Origin of the sequence: Paenibacillus sp. FSL K6-1566 (assembly GCF_038050475.1) — a bacterium.
Lineage (GTDB): Bacteria > Bacillota > Bacilli > Paenibacillales > Paenibacillaceae > Paenibacillus_AQ > Paenibacillus_AQ lactis.
The window spans coordinates 1,047,602-1,063,266 of record NZ_JBBOSR010000001.1; the positions used below are offsets into that span (position 1 = coordinate 1,047,602).

At 53.7% G+C, this 15,665-nt stretch carries 10 protein-coding genes; 9 read left to right on the top strand and 1 reads right to left on the bottom strand.

What is annotated here, in order from left to right:
- The first annotated feature begins 25 nt into the window (after positions 1-25).
- Positions 26-175 carry a hypothetical protein gene (locus tag NST08_RS04600; protein WP_251536404.1) on the top strand — a complete coding sequence of 50 codons (150 nt, stop codon included), beginning with the start codon at positions 26-28 and terminating at the stop codon, positions 173-175.
- Between the two features lie 2 nt (positions 176-177).
- Here NST08_RS04600 and NST08_RS04605 read toward each other — a convergent pair whose 3' ends face one another.
- Positions 178-429 carry a helix-turn-helix domain-containing protein gene (locus NST08_RS04605; protein ID WP_054819090.1) on the bottom strand — a complete coding sequence of 84 codons (252 nt, stop codon included), beginning with the start codon at positions 427-429 and terminating at the stop codon, positions 178-180.
- Positions 430-598: 169 nt separating this feature from the next.
- Here NST08_RS04605 and NST08_RS04610 point away from each other — a divergent pair, with 169 nt between their 5' ends.
- The 8 genes from NST08_RS04610 to NST08_RS04645 all read left to right on the top strand — a co-directional run bounded on the left by NST08_RS04610 (position 599) and on the right by NST08_RS04645 (position 15,395).
- Positions 599-784, top strand: coding sequence for an aspartyl-phosphate phosphatase Spo0E family protein (locus NST08_RS04610; protein WP_127486765.1), 186 nt, complete (start codon positions 599-601; stop codon positions 782-784).
- A gap of 30 nt (positions 785-814) precedes the next feature.
- Positions 815-1,171 carry a hypothetical protein gene (locus tag NST08_RS04615; protein WP_251536406.1) on the top strand — a complete coding sequence of 119 codons (357 nt, stop codon included), beginning with the start codon at positions 815-817 and terminating at the stop codon, positions 1,169-1,171.
- A gap of 34 nt (positions 1,172-1,205) precedes the next feature.
- Complete coding sequence (locus NST08_RS04620) at positions 1,206-1,571, top strand: PrgI family protein (RefSeq protein ID WP_251536408.1); 366 nt, start codon at positions 1,206-1,208, stop codon at positions 1,569-1,571.
- Complete coding sequence (locus NST08_RS04625) at positions 1,564-3,888, top strand: VirB4-like conjugal transfer ATPase, CD1110 family (protein ID WP_251536410.1); 2,325 nt, start codon at positions 1,564-1,566, stop codon at positions 3,886-3,888. Before NST08_RS04620 ends, NST08_RS04625 begins: the two co-directional genes overlap by 8 nt.
- A gap of 167 nt (positions 3,889-4,055) precedes the next feature.
- A complete protein-coding gene (locus tag NST08_RS04630) occupies positions 4,056-5,183 on the top strand; it encodes a response regulator (RefSeq protein ID WP_251536412.1) in 1,128 nt (375 codons plus the stop codon).
- The gene (locus NST08_RS04635; protein ID WP_251536414.1) at positions 5,158-8,241 is read left to right on the top strand and encodes a hybrid sensor histidine kinase/response regulator; all 3,084 of its coding nucleotides are present in this window, start codon (positions 5,158-5,160) and stop codon (positions 8,239-8,241) included. Before NST08_RS04630 ends, NST08_RS04635 begins: the two co-directional genes overlap by 26 nt.
- A gap of 88 nt (positions 8,242-8,329) precedes the next feature.
- Entirely contained in the window at positions 8,330-13,489 is a 5,160-nt protein-coding gene (locus NST08_RS04640; protein WP_251536416.1) for a DUF4073 domain-containing protein, read from the top strand.
- 490 nt (positions 13,490-13,979) lie between these two features.
- A complete protein-coding gene (locus NST08_RS04645; protein ID WP_251536418.1) occupies positions 13,980-15,395 on the top strand; it encodes an IS110 family transposase in 1,416 nt (471 codons plus the stop codon).
- The last annotated feature ends 270 nt before the right edge of the window (positions 15,396-15,665 follow it).

Consider the following 15,665-nt stretch of genomic DNA (forward strand, 5'->3'; position numbering starts at 1 on the left):
TCTGGAGAGCCGGATACATCGAGAGGTGTACGTCCGGTTCGGAGGGGAGCGCTTGGAAACCTGCCGCCGCAATGCGGCAAGGCGCTGGGCGCTTACCCTACTTTTCAACATGCTGGTACTCGTGGGGACGGTCAAAATGGCGGACCGGGTGGTGAGGGAAATGATGGGGCTGTAGCTTCATTCCGATTCTTCGCCCAGCAATTCACGGACGGAAACATCCAGCGCTTTGGCAATCGCCACGACTTCGTAGTCTTGGACAAGCCGATACTGCCCTTCCAGACGCGAAAGACTGGTAGGACTGATGTCAAGGCCAGCCGTTTGCAGTCTGGCGAGAAACTCCTTCTGTTTCATCCCCTTTGCCTTGCGGATGGCAACGACTCTCACGCCGATTATATTTTTGTCGCCTGGCGGTTCTTTACGATGTTTCATTTATATGCACCTCACATTACAAGCAAAATTGTACGTGAGTGCATCGTTGTTTTAATGCGAATATCGCATTAAAATGAAATAAACCGATTTACGCAATAAAATAGAGAGGTAATCTATCTTTCAGACAGCCAGGAACGCCGATCTAATGAAGACACTGGGAGGCCGACCGATGACACGTTTGCTTGGTCAATTGGAGGAGGAAAGAAGAAAGTTGAACGAACTTGGGAAAAAATCTCTTGATCAGGGAATTCCTCTGTTTGAGAATGAGGCGGTTCAGGCTCAAAGCCGGAAGGTGGACGAATGGATTGTCCAGTGGCTTCAAAGGAAGTCCGGACGAGAGCATCAGTTGCGCTAGATCGCATTCGCACAAGGAGGGGGGATGTCAATGGAGTTTCCGTTATGGTTTCAAAATGCGATCCAGCGGCGGCTGGACCACGTTTCGGCTCGGATCGAACACCATCCCGAGTTGCGTAGATGTCGCGATGAAGAGAAATCGGCTTTTCAAGCAATGTTTTCCGGCGTGGATATGACGCAGTTGCCGGCGTTTATGGAATGGGAGGACAAGCACCAATTTAAGCAGGCGATCATGAATGAATGGTTATATTTGCAAGGCATGCGAGACGGCGCTCAGCTTGTATTTGCGCTTTTAGCCGATCCTCTTCTATCCGGCGATAAGTTGTTGGCAAGATCGAAAAAGACAGAGCCAACATCGGTTCAACCGGAAGCTGAGGGCGAGTTGTAGACCATAGTGAGCATCGTTTATGGGAGGATTTCAAATGGAAGTGAAAATCAACCGGGAAATCCGGGATTATACCGAAAGCTTATTCTTTGGACTGTCCTTGCGGCAGTTCTTTTTTTCTGTGCTGGCTGTCGGCGTGGCGATCGGCCTTTATTTTGGACTGCGCGACCGCTTTGGTTTGGAAACGCTCAGCTGGATGTGCATTTTGGGGGCCGCGCCCTGCGCAGCCTTGGGTTTCATCAACTATCACGGCATGACGGCAGAGCAGTTGCTTTGGACGTATGTGAAATCGGAATTTTTGATGCCAAGGCGATTCGTCTTCTATTCGACCAATATCTATGTTGAAGCGCTGAAAAAGAGCATGCATAGTCATGAGCAGGAAAGGATGAAGCGCCATGATTAAATCGCTCAGACGCATCATCAAGCAGGACAAGGAACGATTTGTCATTCCGAAAGGCGTTCAGCAAGTCATCCCGATTCGCGCCCTCTGGCCGGACGGGATTTTTTTTGTCGGCAACAAGTTCTCCAAATCGTATCGGTTCGAGGATATCAACTACGCCGTAGCGTCCAGGGAAGACAAGGAAGCGATGTTTTTGTCTTATTCCGAGCTGCTCAATTCCTTTGACAGCGGAGCGACCACGAAAATTACAATCCATAACCGGCGTTTGAATCGGGCCGATTTTGAAAGCTCGATTCTGATTCCGCTTCGGGAGGACCATCTTGATGTGTACCGGCAGGAGTACAACGAGATGTTGCTCGCAAAGGCCATCGGCGCGAACGGAACGATTCAGGAAAAGTACGTTACCATTTCTGTGGTCAAGAAAAATGTAGAGGAAGCCCGTCAATATTTCGCGAGGGTCGGAACCGAATTGATGTCGCATTTTTCCCGTCTCGGTTCCAAATGTATCGAGCTGGATGCAACTGACCGTCTGCGCATTTTCCATGATTTCTTTCGGATCGGCGAGGAAGCGGACTTTCGTTTCCATCTGTCCGAAACAATGCGCAAGGGGCATGATTTCAAGGATTACATTTGCCCGGATACGTTCGAGTTTGAAAAAGATCATTTTCGAATGGGCAATTTTTTTGGCCGCGTCATCTTTCTGCGGGAATACGCCAGCTATATTAAGGACAGCATGGTGTCCGAGCTTTGCGACCTGAACCGGAATTTGCTGCTGTCGCTGGATATCATCCCGATTCCGACCGACGAGGCCGTTCGTGAGGTGGAGAGCCGTTTGCTCGGCGTGGAGACGAACATCACCAACTGGCAGCGGCGACAAAACCGGAACAACAATTTTTCCGCCGTGGTCCCTTACGATATGGAGCAGCAACGCAAAGAGAGCAAAGAATTTCTGAACGACTTGACCACTCGCGACCAGCGGATGATGTTCGGCCTGCTGACGATGGTCCATATCGCGGACAGCAAGGAGCAGCTCGACAGCGATACGGAGGCGCTGCTCACAACCGCCCGCAAGCATTTGTGCCAGTTTTCCACGCTGACCTACCAGCAAATGGACGGTCTGAATACGGTGCTTCCCTACGGCTTGCGGAAGGTTCACGCTTTGCGGACGTTAACGACGGAAAGCACGGCTGTCTTTATCCCTTTTCGGGCGCAGGAAATCATGCATCCGGGCGGCATTTACTACGGACAAAATGTGATCAGCAAAAACATGATTATTGCCAACCGCAAACAATTGCTGAACGGAAACAGCTTTATTCTCGGCGTATCCGGTTCCGGCAAAAGCTTTACCGCGAAACGGGAAATCGTCAACCAGATGCTGGCCAGCGACGACGATATTATCCTGATCGACCCGGAACGGGAATACTCCGCACTGGTGAACGCATTGGGCGGCGAGACGATTCATATATCCGCCACTTCGCCGAACCATATCAATGCGATGGATATGAATCGTCAATATGGCGACGGTGCCAATCCGATCATTCTCAAGTCGGAATTCGTCCTCTCGCTTTGCGAGCAGCTGATTGGCGGATATCAACTGGGAGCCAAGGAAAAGTCGCTCATTGACCGCTGCACCGCCAGCGTGTACAGGAAGTATTTGCAGAGCAACTATAAGGGGCAGCCGCCGACGCTTCAGGATTTCCGCGCGGAACTGATGAGGCAAGCGGAGCCGGAGGCGCAGGACATCGCGCTGGCGATTGAACTGTTTACTTCCGGCAGTCTGAACACGTTCGCCAAGCCCACCAATGTCAATGTCCATAACCGGCTCATTTGCTACGATATTCTCGACTTGGGCAAACAACTCCTCCCGATCGGCATGTTGGTCGTTTTGGATAGCATCTTAAATCGGATTACACAAAATCGGGCCAAAGGCAAAAATACATTTATCATTATCGACGAAATCTATCTTCTGTTTCAGCACGAATACAGCGCCAACTTTCTGTTCACGCTTTGGAAGCGTGTCCGAAAGTATGGCGCTTTTTGTACGGGAATTACACAAAACGTGGACGACTTACTGCAAAGCCATACGGCCCGGACGATGCTCGCGAACAGCGAATTTATCGTCATGCTGAATCAAGCAGCTACCGACCGGGTAGAGCTTGCCGAACTTCTTAATATTTCAGAACTGCAACTCTCCTATATTACCAATGTTGACGCCGGGAATGGATTGATGAAGGTAGGCAGCTCCCTTGTGCCGTTTACCGACAAGTTCCCGCGGCATACGAAGCTGTACAGCCTGATGACGACGAAGCCCGGGGAGTAATGAATGAAGTGAACGGAGGCGAAACCGTTTAATGGCAAGGAATTGAACCATTTCTGTCGAATATGTCCATAATGTGGCCATGAATGGCGAAGATTGCAAATGAATGGACGATTTTTTGCTGTATGTAACAGGTATCTTTCTATAGGCGTGCGAAGGAGGCAAGCCCAATGATTCGTGTATTGCTCGTGGATGATGAAGAAGATGCGCTCAATCTGTTAGAGATTTTGCTTGGGCAAATAGGGGATGTCAAGGTCGTCGGAAGGTTTGTGAATCCGATTCGGGCGATCGAAGCTTTGAACACGATGCCTGTGGACGCCGTTTTCCTGGATAACCAGATGCCGGGCATGACGGGCATGGAGGCGGCGAGGAAAATCAGGGACATCCAGCCCCAAATGCCGATTGTGTTTACAACGGCGTACGCGGAGTATGCGGTGGAAGCGTTTGAAATTCAATCGACCGACTATCTGCTGAAGCCGATTACGATGTACAGGCTGCAACATGCGGTATCGCGCATCAAGCAAACCGTATCCGCGATTCGGGCCCGCCCGGACGCCAGCATCCGTCCTTTGATCCGATGCATGGGGGGCTTTTCCATCGGGCTTCCTCACGCCGACGACCGGCTGCTCTCCTGGAAAACGAACAAGGAAAAAGAAGTCTGCGCTTTTTTGATCCATCACGAAGGCAAGCCTGTGGACACCGCGCTCATCATTGAGTCGATTTGGCCGGGGTACGATGTGAAAAAGGCGAAAACCTATTTGTATACTTGCCTGTCCTACTTGCGGAGAAGCTTGCAGGAGCATGACGTGCCCATAAGCGTAGAAAAAGCCGGAAACGGGTTCGCCATCCGGCTGGACGGGGCGGCTGCCGATGTGACGGCTTTCGAGGGGATGCTGGACGACATTTTGTCGGCGGAGGAACCGGATGAACGGTTGTACGACAAGATCAACGGGTTGTACAAAGGCGAATATATGGAGGGCTGCGATTATAGCTGGGCTGTATCCAGGCAGGAGGCAATCAAAGCGAAGTATATCCGTTCGCTGCGCTGCATGCACCGTCTTTTTCGCAAGCGGGGCCGCGCGGCGCTCGCGGCGGACAGTTTGCAGCGCGTGCTTGCGATTGCGCCGGATGCCGAGGCGGACGGACGTGAGCTCATCCGGCTGCATCTGGAAGCGGGAAACCGGAATGAGGCGCTGCGCGTCTATCGGCAGCTGGAGCAGGTCATTCGCGATCAGCTCGGGGTCGAGCTGGAAGAGGAGACGGTAAGGTTGCATGGGCAAATGGGATGGTCTGGGTGAGCGGACGATGAGAAAAAAGATTGCAGCGGCGATCGTAACGCTGACCATATTGGCCGCAACATACGGCATGTTTCTCGTTTATTTCTCGCTGGGCGGGAAGCAGACGCCAAGAGCGGAAAACGGATTTCTCGATTTGACCGCGTGGCGGTTCGCGGACGATGGCGTCGTTCCATTGGACGGCGAATGGGAGTTTTACCCGGACAAGCTCCTCTCTCATGAAGATTTCGCATCCTCCTTCGCGCATGCAAGCGGCCTGTCGCCGGAGCGGATCGAAGTGCCGGGATCGTGGTCGAATCGAATGAAGACGCTCGGCATGGCGACGTACCGTCTGCGGATCAAAGTCGGCGATTCTGCGTCCGTTTACGGACTGAAAACATCGTCGATCCAAATGTCCAACCGCATCATCGTCAATGGCCAGGTCGCGGGCCAAAGCGGGAATCCGGCGGAAAGGCGGAACTATGAAGCGGTGAACCGGCCGTATGCCGGCTATTTTACGCTGCAGCCAGGATGGAACGAAATCATTGTGCAGGTGGCCAACTTCGAGTTTCCCGCCAGCAGCGGCATCACCGAATCCATCTATCTGGGATATGCCGCGCAAATTTCCGGGCTGCGCGACAAGGCCCTCGCCCATGATTGGATTACGTTCACAGCCTTTCTGATGATGGGGCTCTATTTCATCGGTCTGTATTCGCAGCGCAAGGACGATACTTCTCTGATCGTATTCGGGCTGGTGTGCGTGTTTTTCGCCCTGTTCACCAGCACGCGCGGTGAACGAGTGCTGTTCAGCCTGTTCGGCTCCGTTCCGTTCTGGCTGTATCTTCGCATTCAGATGGTTTCGGCGCTTGGCGCAGGCATGGGATTTCTCCTGTACGTGTATACGGCGTTCCGTCCGTTTTGCTCCAAATGGCTGATCCGGATCGGGTTGGTCGCCGGAATGTTACTGATGGTCTGGGCGATCGGCTTCATTCCCCGGTTCGCGACGGATCTGTTCCGGCAACTGGTCACGATCTACGCCACTTTCCCGCTGCTGTATGCGATTTATGTCTTCGTCCTGGCGGCATTCCGCAAAGTGGAGGGAAGCCTGTACCTGGCCGTCTCTGCCGTTGCCCTGAACATCTATGCACTGGTGCAAAATCTGAACGTGTATTTCGCCGTACCGGTTTATGCGGTGCCGCCGTTCGAACCGTTCGTGTTCCTGCTGATGCTGGCTTTGCTCATGTCGCTTCGGTTCTCCAACGCGTTCCGGAAAATCGAAGAGCTCTCCGTTCAATTGCTGAAAGCGGACAAACTGAAAGACGACTTTCTGGCAAGAACGTCGCACGAGTTCAAGTCGCCGCTGCATGGCGTCATGCATATCTCCAGGTCGATGCTTGACAACGCCAATCATCCGCCGACGGCGGAGCAGCGCGAGAAGCTTGAATTAATCACGAGCATCACCGGCAGGCTTTCGCAGCTGGTGTACGATATTCTGGATTTTTCCAAGCTGAAGCAAGGCGAATTGGCCGTTGACCCGACGCCGGTCGATGTCCGCCCGGCTGTCGAGATGCAGGTGCGAATCTATTCGTTTCTGTGCGCGGACCGCAACATCCGGATGGAGAACCGCGTCCCCGAACATTTGCCCTATGCGCTTGCCGATGAAAGCCGGTTCGGCCAGATCGTCGGCAATCTGCTCGACAACGCGGTCAAGCATACGGAGAACGGGAGCATTGTCGTCACAGCGGCGGAGAATCGCGGCATGATTGAAATCTCGGTTCAGGACACGGGCGAAGGCATCGAAGCGCAGAACATCCCACACCTGTTCGAAGCGTTCCAATCGTTTGACGAGACAGCGGAACGCCGGGGCTTCGGGCTCGGGCTGTCCATCGTCAAGCAGTTGGTCGAGTTGCAAAATGGAACAATAGCGGTATCTTCGACGAAAGGCGCCGGCACGACGTTCATGTTCACCCTGCCGATCGCAGGCAGCGGCGGGAAACCGGAAACGGCTTCCCGGGCAAGCGGACATCCGGTCAAAGCGCCGGAGTACGCGCTCGCGACGCCTTATTATCTGAATCAAAAAGGGAAGCATACCGTTCTGATTGTGGATGATCAATTCTTGAATTTGAAAGTATTGATGGACGCGCTGGAGCCCCTTGGCTATAACGTCATTGCCGTCAAAAACGGTTATGAGGCCCTGGAACAAATCGGCAAACCGAACAAGATCGATCTCGTCGTACTCGACTTGATGATGCCGGGCATATCGGGGTACGAAGTATGCCAGGAGATCCGCAAAACCTTCACGCTGCCGGAGCTTCCCGTGCTGATGGTGACGGCGGCCATTGGGCCTCAGGACAAGGTGGCGGCGTTCGAGGCGGGTGCGAACGACTTCTTGCCGAAGCCGTTCGATCTGGCAGAGCTGAAGGCGAGAATCGGCAGCTTGCTGGCGATGAAGGAGTCGCTCGCCAAGGCGGTCGATCTGGAGGTGGCGTTTCTGCAATCGCAGATCAAGCCGCATTTTTTGTACAACGTCTTGAACAGTATTGTCGCTTCCAGTTATACGGATGCGGAACGTTCGCGAAAATTGACGACGGATCTGGCCGATTATTTACGCGGCAGCTTCCGCTTCAGCAATGCGGAGCATCGGATCACCTTCGAAGAAGAGTTCAGCCTGATCCGGACTTACGTCGAAATTGAAAAAGCGCGCTTTAAGGATCGCTTGCAATTCGAATATGACATTGCGGAAGGGATGTTCCGGGTGAGCCTCCCTCCCCTGCTGCTTCAACCGCTCGTCGAAAACGCGATTCGGCACGGGATCGGCCATCGGATCGAAGGCGGAACGGTCAAATTGTCAGCTTTTGAAGCGGAGGGCGAATACCGGTTTGTGATTGAAGATAACGGCGTCGGCATCGAGAACGGGTTGCTCAGTCAACTGCCGGTTTCCGGTTCGGACAGGCGTCAGGGCGTCGGTCTGCTGAATATCAACAAGCGGTTGAAATACGAATACGGCACGGGGCTGCAGATGGAAAGCGAGCCGGGCCGGGGAACGAAAGTGACGGTGCGGATTCCGGCGGAGTCGGCGTGAACGGATGTTTTTAAGGTTTTTTTAAGGTGTCGTTTCGTATAATCCAAAATGACACAGTCTCTGTCGAATTTTGGAGGTGCGAAACGAAATGAGCAAAAACTTTGTACAGCGAATAGTATTGTCGGCATGGGTGCGTCTATCCCTGGCGACATTGATCGCCATCAGCGGGATGTTCCCGGTGCTGCAGACGATGCGGGTGCAGGCCGCGCCGGATCCGGCCTTCCATGTGTCGGTGACCGGTAACGTCTACGGTCTGCGTGCGTTAAGCGTGGAAGACGGAACGATAGATCACCCGTATATCGTGACGAATGCGGAACAACTGGACGCGGTCAGGAACGACTTGAACGCGTATTATGAGCTCGGGAGCGACATCGATCTGTCCGGGATTGCCAATTGGAGACCGATCGGCTTGGGCGATTTCGGTCTGGCATCGCCGTTCACCGGACATTTTGACGGGCAAGGTCATACGATTTCGGGACTGAAGATCTCGGATAACGGTTTCGGCAACGTCGGTTTGTTCGCGGTGATCGGAGGCGGCGGGGTTGTTCAAGACCTGGTCTTGTCCGACGTTCATGTTGCGAAGTCGGGCTTCTTAGGCGACACGGGTGCCTTAGCCGGCCAATTGTCTGGCACGGCGAGCCATATTCGGGTATCTGGAGGGACCGTTGCAGGCATCAATAACGTAGGCGGACTTGTGGGGTCGACCTACGCCGGGGCCTTCATAGAGACGAGCAATACCGAGGTGCGTGTAGAAAGTGACGCGAGTAGCTCCGGCAATAATGCTGGAGGGCTTGTCGGTTCTTTAACCGGCGGCACGATCAACGCGTCTTGCTCGACGGGCGAGGTCGTAGGATACTATTACGCCGGTGGGCTTGCGGGGATGATTAGGGACAGCGAGATCAATGCGTCTTGCTCGACGGGCGCGGTCAGCGGGAGCTACGACGTCGGAGGACTTGTGGGGATGATCGAGAACAGCGCGATCAACGACAGCTATGCGACAGGTGACGTCTCGGGAACGGACAGTTTTGCTATGGGCATCGGCGGGTTGATCGGCGGGGTCAGTTGGACGGGGCATTCCACCGCCACGAACGTATATGCTTCAGGGGAAGTGGAAGGCCCTGAGGGCAGCATGACCACCGGGGGACTTATTGGCGATAAGTTTGCCGGAGCTACGCTGACTTCCGCATTTTACGACAAGGAAAATACCGGCCAATCCGATCGAGAGGAAGCCTCCGGAACGCCGGTGACCTCTGCCGACATGGCCAAGGAGACGACCTTCGCCGGGTGGGACTTTGACACGCTGTGGCATCTGGACGACCGGATCGGATCGCCGACCTTCCTGCGGGACGACAACATGGCACCGATCATGAGCGGCGCAAAGATATCGAATGATACGCCGAATCAGGTTTCCGTTTATTTCCCCGAGACAATCGAAGCGGAAGAAGCGGCGATTGCGCGGTTTCACGTTTCTGTGAACGGTGACGAAGCACTGATTGCCGGAACGCAGCTGAACGGAAAAGAGCTGCTGCTGACGCTGGGGGAACCGGTGTTGAACGGTCAAACCGTTACGGTCGCCTATACGGACGGCGATCCGGCCGTCACAGACAAGGCACACAATCGGATGGCGAACGGAACGATCCAGGCTGACAATGAGGTGGAGCCTCATGTGGCCATCGTTTCGTACGCCCCGGCGGACAACGCGACAGGAGTTGCGGTGGACGAAAAGCTCGTGCTGACGTTCAACGATTCGGTGGAAGCCTTGCCGGGCAAATTCATCTATCTGATGACGGAAGGGGGCGCGGTTGTCGAAAAGATTGAGGCGAACTCCCCCAACGTGCAGGTCATGGGTAAAGTTGTTACGATCAAGCCTGCTGCTAACCTGCTGCCCTTGGAGGGGTATTACGTGCTGATCGATGCCGGCGCGTTCCGGCATGCGGTGAACGACGTTTACGGCGGCATCGCGAAGCCGACGACGTGGAACTTCATGACGGCGGCGAATCCGTCCGCCAAGTGGGTCCCCGCCGGACAAGCGGGTTTTACCGGAGGCAAGGCGAGCTCGCCAGCGCTGCAGGCGGGCGTGGACGGTACGTTGTATGCGTTGTTCCGGGACCAGGCGCATGGCGGCAGGGCGACGGTCATGAAGCTTGGCGCGAACGAGGCGGAATGGTCGCCGGTCGGTAGCGCGGGTTTCTCGTCCGGGGCGATCGGCGTTCCGTCGCTGCTCGTCGACGGCGACGTTCTATATGCCGCTTTTGGAGTGGTTGGCGAGAACAACTCAGCCTCCGTCCATGTGATGAAATACGAGCTCGATGGTGCGGGAGACTGGACGCAGGCGGGAAGCCCCATTGCGGTCGGCATCATAAATCCGGACCTGTTAATGGATCAGGATAGCGCCCCGTTTCTTCTCGCCCACGACGGCGCTGTTCATATCGCTTACCGCGACGGAACGGTAACCGGCAAAATGACGGTGAAGAAGCTGAACGGTAGCGGCAACTGGGAAACGATTGGCAATGCCGGTTTCTCCGCGGGCGACATCTACGACCCGTCTCTGGCCGTCATGGGCGGCGCGCTGTACGCCGGCTTCACCGATTATACGTTCGAAGCGGGCTACGGCGCCACCGTCATGAAGTTCAATACGGTGTCTGGGCGTTGGGAGCTGGTCGGCCCCCGCGGATTCACTTCGGGCAACGCGTTCGATACATCCCTCGTATCGGATGGGAGCCGGTTGTATGTCGTCTATGGGAATTCCGTCCGCAAAGCTTCCGCCATGACGTTCGACTCCGCCAAAGGAGAGTGGGTAACGGTCGGCAGCGCAGGTTTCTCTGTCGGCCAAGCCTATGGGATAGCCGCGACGGCCGCGAACGGCGGGTTGTACGCCGCCTATCAGGACGCGGGACGCAGCGACCGCATCACCATGATGAAATACACGGGCAGCGGATGGGTTGCGGTCGGGACTGCAGGTTTCACGCCGGGCAAAGGCTTCGCTCCGTCCCTGATTGTCCATGGCGGCGTACCCTACGTCGTCTATGAGGATCGTTCTGCCGACGCCAAGCTTTCCGCAATGAAGTACGGGTCGTTCAATCTGGCGCCGAAGGCCGCGAATGTCAGAATCGAAGGGACGTTGCGGGTAGGGCAAACGGTTACGGGGGAATACGATTTCACGGACGACGAAGACGACGAGCAAGGCGAATCGCTGTACCGCTGGTATATGGCGGACAACGAGCAGGGCCTTAATCGAAAGATAATCTCGGGAGCGACGGAGCGGACGTTGGAGCTCACAGAAGGTCTTGCGGGCAAGTACTTAGTCTTCGAGGTGACGCCCGCGGCAGCGCAAGGAACGCCCCAAGGGACAAGCGCGGCCAGCGCGCCTGCCGGACCGGTCGCTTCCCTGTCAGCGCCCGCCGCGCCGAGCGTCACGGCGGACGATGTTTTGAACCTGATCGTCGGAGCCGATGCGACGATGGAATACTCGACGGATGGCGGAACCACATACACCGCCTACGATCCGTCGAACCCGCCGACGTTCCCGGGGAATGTTACCGTGAAGGTGCGTGTAGCGGCGAATGCAGTGACGGGAACGCCAGCCGGAGCGGACACGACACTGACTTTCACGACGAACCCGCCAGCGCCGTTGAACCTGACCAGTACAGCGGGCGATCGTCAAGTCACCTTGAACTGGAATGCTGTAACAGGAACGGTCAGCTATGCGGTATACAAATATGAAGGGGCAACAGCACCGGCAGATCCGAGCGGTTGGGTTCTCGTGCAAACGCATGTCACGGCGACCACGTATACGGTGACCGGCTTGACGAACGGAACGACTTATGCGTTCGCAGTGACGGCCAGCAATGCGGGAGGAACGAGCGATTACTCCGCAATAACGACGGCGAAACCGACCGCAGCGTTGCCGCCCGCACCGCCAGCGCCGTCGAACCTGACCAGCGCCACGGGCGATCGCCAAGTCACCTTGAACTGGGACGCTGTAACAGGAACGGTTAGCTATGCAGTGTACCAATACGAAGGGACAACAGCACCGACAGATACGAGCAATTGGGTTCTCGTGCAAGCGAATGTCACGGCGACCACGTATACGGTGACCGGCTTGACGAACGGAACGACATATGCGTTCGCGGTCAAGGCGATCCATGAGGGAAGCACAAGCGATTTCTCCAATATAGCAACAGCGACTCCGCGAGCATCCAGCAGTAATGGCGGTTCCGGCGGGGGCGGTGACGGGGGTTCCAGCGGAGGCGAAACAGGAATCATTACGTCGACCAACGGCGCCATTACCATTCCTGCCGATAGGGCCGGAGAAGTCAGTCTGGACCGAGAAATTATCATCAAAGTTCCGAATGGAGTCGCAGAGCAGGAACTGCGCATCACGATCGAAGGGTTGAACGGTACATCTGACCTCCTGACGGATCAGGAAACACTCGTCAGCCCAGTATTTGAGGTCTTGAAAAACTTCAGCGGCAACTTCAAGAAGCCGGTTAGAATATCGATCAAATTCGATCCGACCAAAGTCGGCAACAATCAGAAAGTCGCCATCTTCTACTACGATGAAGAGAGGAAAACGTGGATTGAAGTCGGCGGCATAGTCAACGGCGAATGGATCACGGCTGAGGTTGATCACTTTACCAAGTACGCCGTTTTGGCAATTGACATGAAAAAGAATGATGGAGAAGAAACACCTAAGCAACCAGACTCATCGTTCACCGACATTGCCGGTCATTGGGGCGAGAACTCTATCATTCGAGCGGCGGCTCAAAAGCTTGTGAGCGGTTATCCGGATGGAACGTTCAAGCCGAACAACCCGGTTACCCGAGCCGAATTTACGGTCATGCTGGTTGGGGCGCTGAAACTGGACGACACAGGCGCGGCGCTTACCTTCACGGATCAGGACAAAATTGGTTTCCGGGCCAAACGGGCGGTAGCTCTTGCTGTACAAGCGGGAATCGTCAGCGGTTACGATGACGGCAGCTTCCGACCAGACGCGCAGATCACCCGCGCGGAGATGGCATCCATGATTGCCAAATCGCTGAAGGTGCATCTTGATTCGAATACAACAACCCGCTTTACCGATGACGAAGACATTCCGAAGTGGGTGAAAGGTGCGGTAGAAGCCATTCGCAAACTGGGTATCGTTAGCGGCCGCGGCGGCAACAAATTCGTTCCAAACGACACGGCAACGCGGGCGGAAGCGGTCGTCATGCTGCTCAGAATGCTGGAAGTTCGGGAGCAAGAATAGATCAATAAGCAAGAATAGATCAATAAACATCAAGGGCAGACCTAACATGATTTTACTCAGTTGGGTCTGCCCTTTCTTTTGAAGTCGCAAAGCAATACATTCATGAGACTGTTCCAACGAATGTGGTCATCGCTTTCGAAGGGATGGCCCTTTTTCATCTTTATAAATATTCTTCATGACGTTCGTATGACAGCACCACCATAATAACAGATTGGCTTTCTTCTCGCAGCGGTGTTGCCATGTGAGGATGGAGCTGATATTTATGTATCCCCATTTGCCTATAATGTTAGGCCGCAATCATTTTATGAATTTGTTCTACGGCTTTTAATACGAACACATTCGGACTTAGCCGCAATGGAGTGTTGGCATGCTCTGCGGCAAGGTCTTTTTTGTTTTTTTCAGCTATTACACAAATGCATAAAAGGTAGCGCTGGCTGTCGTTCTCCCCCTCTGTTTTGGCTTGCCATCAAACCAAAATGGAGGGACTTGAATGAAAAGGATGAATTTGCGGGATATGTATCCTTTTTTTAAGACGGATGTATGGGTTGATGTAGATGAAGAAGTTGCTCATGAAATCCGCCTCTTCGACTTGGAAGAAAGCGCCTACAGGCTGCGAACGTATCGCCATCGGGCCTATTATTCGCTTGATCGCAACGACGGGATTGAGCAGCATGTTTTATTTCTTTCGATTTCACCGGAGGAGTATTACGAGCGCAAACTTTCACGGCAGAAGAACGTAACAGCCTGCATTCTAACACCGAAAGGCAAAGAGATTCGGACTTTCGGTACGATGACCGATGACTTGATTCAGATGGCCGACTGGATTAAAAGTCATCGTTGTACCCACGTCGCGATGGAAAGCACCGGCGTCTACTGGAAACCGATCTATAACCTGTTGGAGCTGGAGGAACTTCAAGTCATGGTGATAAACGCCCAACATATCAAAGCGGTGCCGGGACGCAAAACCGATGTAAAAGATGCCGAATGGATCGCTAATTTGCTGCGGCACGGTCTGCTGCAAGGCAGCTTCATTCCCAATCGCGAACAACGCGAATTACGTGAATTGGTTCGCTACCGCCGAAGCCTAATTGATGAACGCTCCCGTGAAGTGAGCCGGATTCAAAAAGTGCTGGAAGGAGCAAACATTAAGTTGTCCTCCGTAGCGACAGATACACTTGGCGTATCAGGACGGGCTATGATTGAAGCCATGATTCAAGGAGTGGAGGATCCCAAGTTCCTATCCGATTTAGCCAAAAAACGTTTAAAGAATAAAAAAGCCGACCTTGAGCGTGCGTTACATGGCATGATTGGGTCCCACCAAAAACTGATGCTCGGGGCTCAAATAAAGCATATAGATTTCCTTGATGAACAAATCACCAAGATAGACGAAGAAGTAAGGGCTCGCATGCTCCCTTTTGAGAAAGACTTGGAGAGATTGGATACCATTCCCGGAGTTGGCCGACGAAACGCTGAACAAATTCTCGCGGAAATCGGTACCGACGTTAAGAATCAATTCCCATCTGCTGCTCATTTGTGTTCGTGGTCAGGGATGACTCCAGGTAACAATGAAAGTGCCGGAAAACGAAAGTCCGGTCGAACACGAAAAGGCAACAAGAAACTTCGTCATGCTTTAGTCGAAGCAGCACGAGCAGCTGCGAGAACCAAAAATTCGTACCTTTCTGCACAGTACCATCGGATTGCTGCCCGGAGGGGAGCGAATCGAGCCGCTGTCGCTGTTGGCCATACCATTTTGACCATTGTTTATTACCTTTTGGTTCGAGAACAGGATTACGTCGAACTTGGAGCGGATTTTTACGACCAACGTCGAAAAGACATTGTAATCAAGCAATCGATCAAACGCCTAGAGTCTTTAGGAGTCAAAGTAAGCATCGAACAACCGGCCTAGTTTGATGCTGGACAAATAAAAGTTCTCACAAGGCCCTTCAAATGGATGAGCAAGGGTCTAGTTTAGGATTGCCTTAAAAGGTACTGTCAGTGTATCTAGATTTTCAAGATAGGTTACTTTCTAAATTCAGGTTAATAAGTTGTTCAGATGCTACTGAACAAGATACTTGTACGGGAAAGTTAATACTAGATTTACAAGTTTATTTTCCGAATTTTTGATGCTGCGCTATCCAGAAATCATTTATATTTTCGGGCGTTAGCCGTTCCCCTA

Bases quoted from the DNA above. Each gene is read 5' to 3' on its own strand.
- NST08_RS04610 (WP_127486765.1), top strand. From the start codon at position 599: ATGACACGTTTGCTTGGTCAATTGGAGGAGGAAAGAAGAAAGTTGAAC.
- NST08_RS04625 (WP_251536410.1), top strand. From the start codon at position 1,564: ATGATTAAATCGCTCAGACGCATCATCAAGCAGGACAAGGAACGATTT.
- NST08_RS04640 (WP_251536416.1), top strand. From the start codon at position 8,330: ATGAGCAAAAACTTTGTACAGCGAATAGTATTGTCGGCATGGGTGCGT.
- NST08_RS04635 (WP_251536414.1), top strand. From the start codon at position 5,158: ATGGGCAAATGGGATGGTCTGGGTGAGCGGACGATGAGAAAAAAGATT.
- NST08_RS04645 (WP_251536418.1), top strand. From the start codon at position 13,980: ATGAAAAGGATGAATTTGCGGGATATGTATCCTTTTTTTAAGACGGAT.
- NST08_RS04605 (WP_054819090.1), bottom strand. From the start codon at position 429: ATGAAACATCGTAAAGAACCGCCAGGCGACAAAAATATAATCGGCGTG.
- NST08_RS04615 (WP_251536406.1), top strand. From the start codon at position 815: ATGGAGTTTCCGTTATGGTTTCAAAATGCGATCCAGCGGCGGCTGGAC.
- NST08_RS04630 (WP_251536412.1), top strand. From the start codon at position 4,056: ATGATTCGTGTATTGCTCGTGGATGATGAAGAAGATGCGCTCAATCTG.
- NST08_RS04620 (WP_251536408.1), top strand. From the start codon at position 1,206: ATGGAAGTGAAAATCAACCGGGAAATCCGGGATTATACCGAAAGCTTA.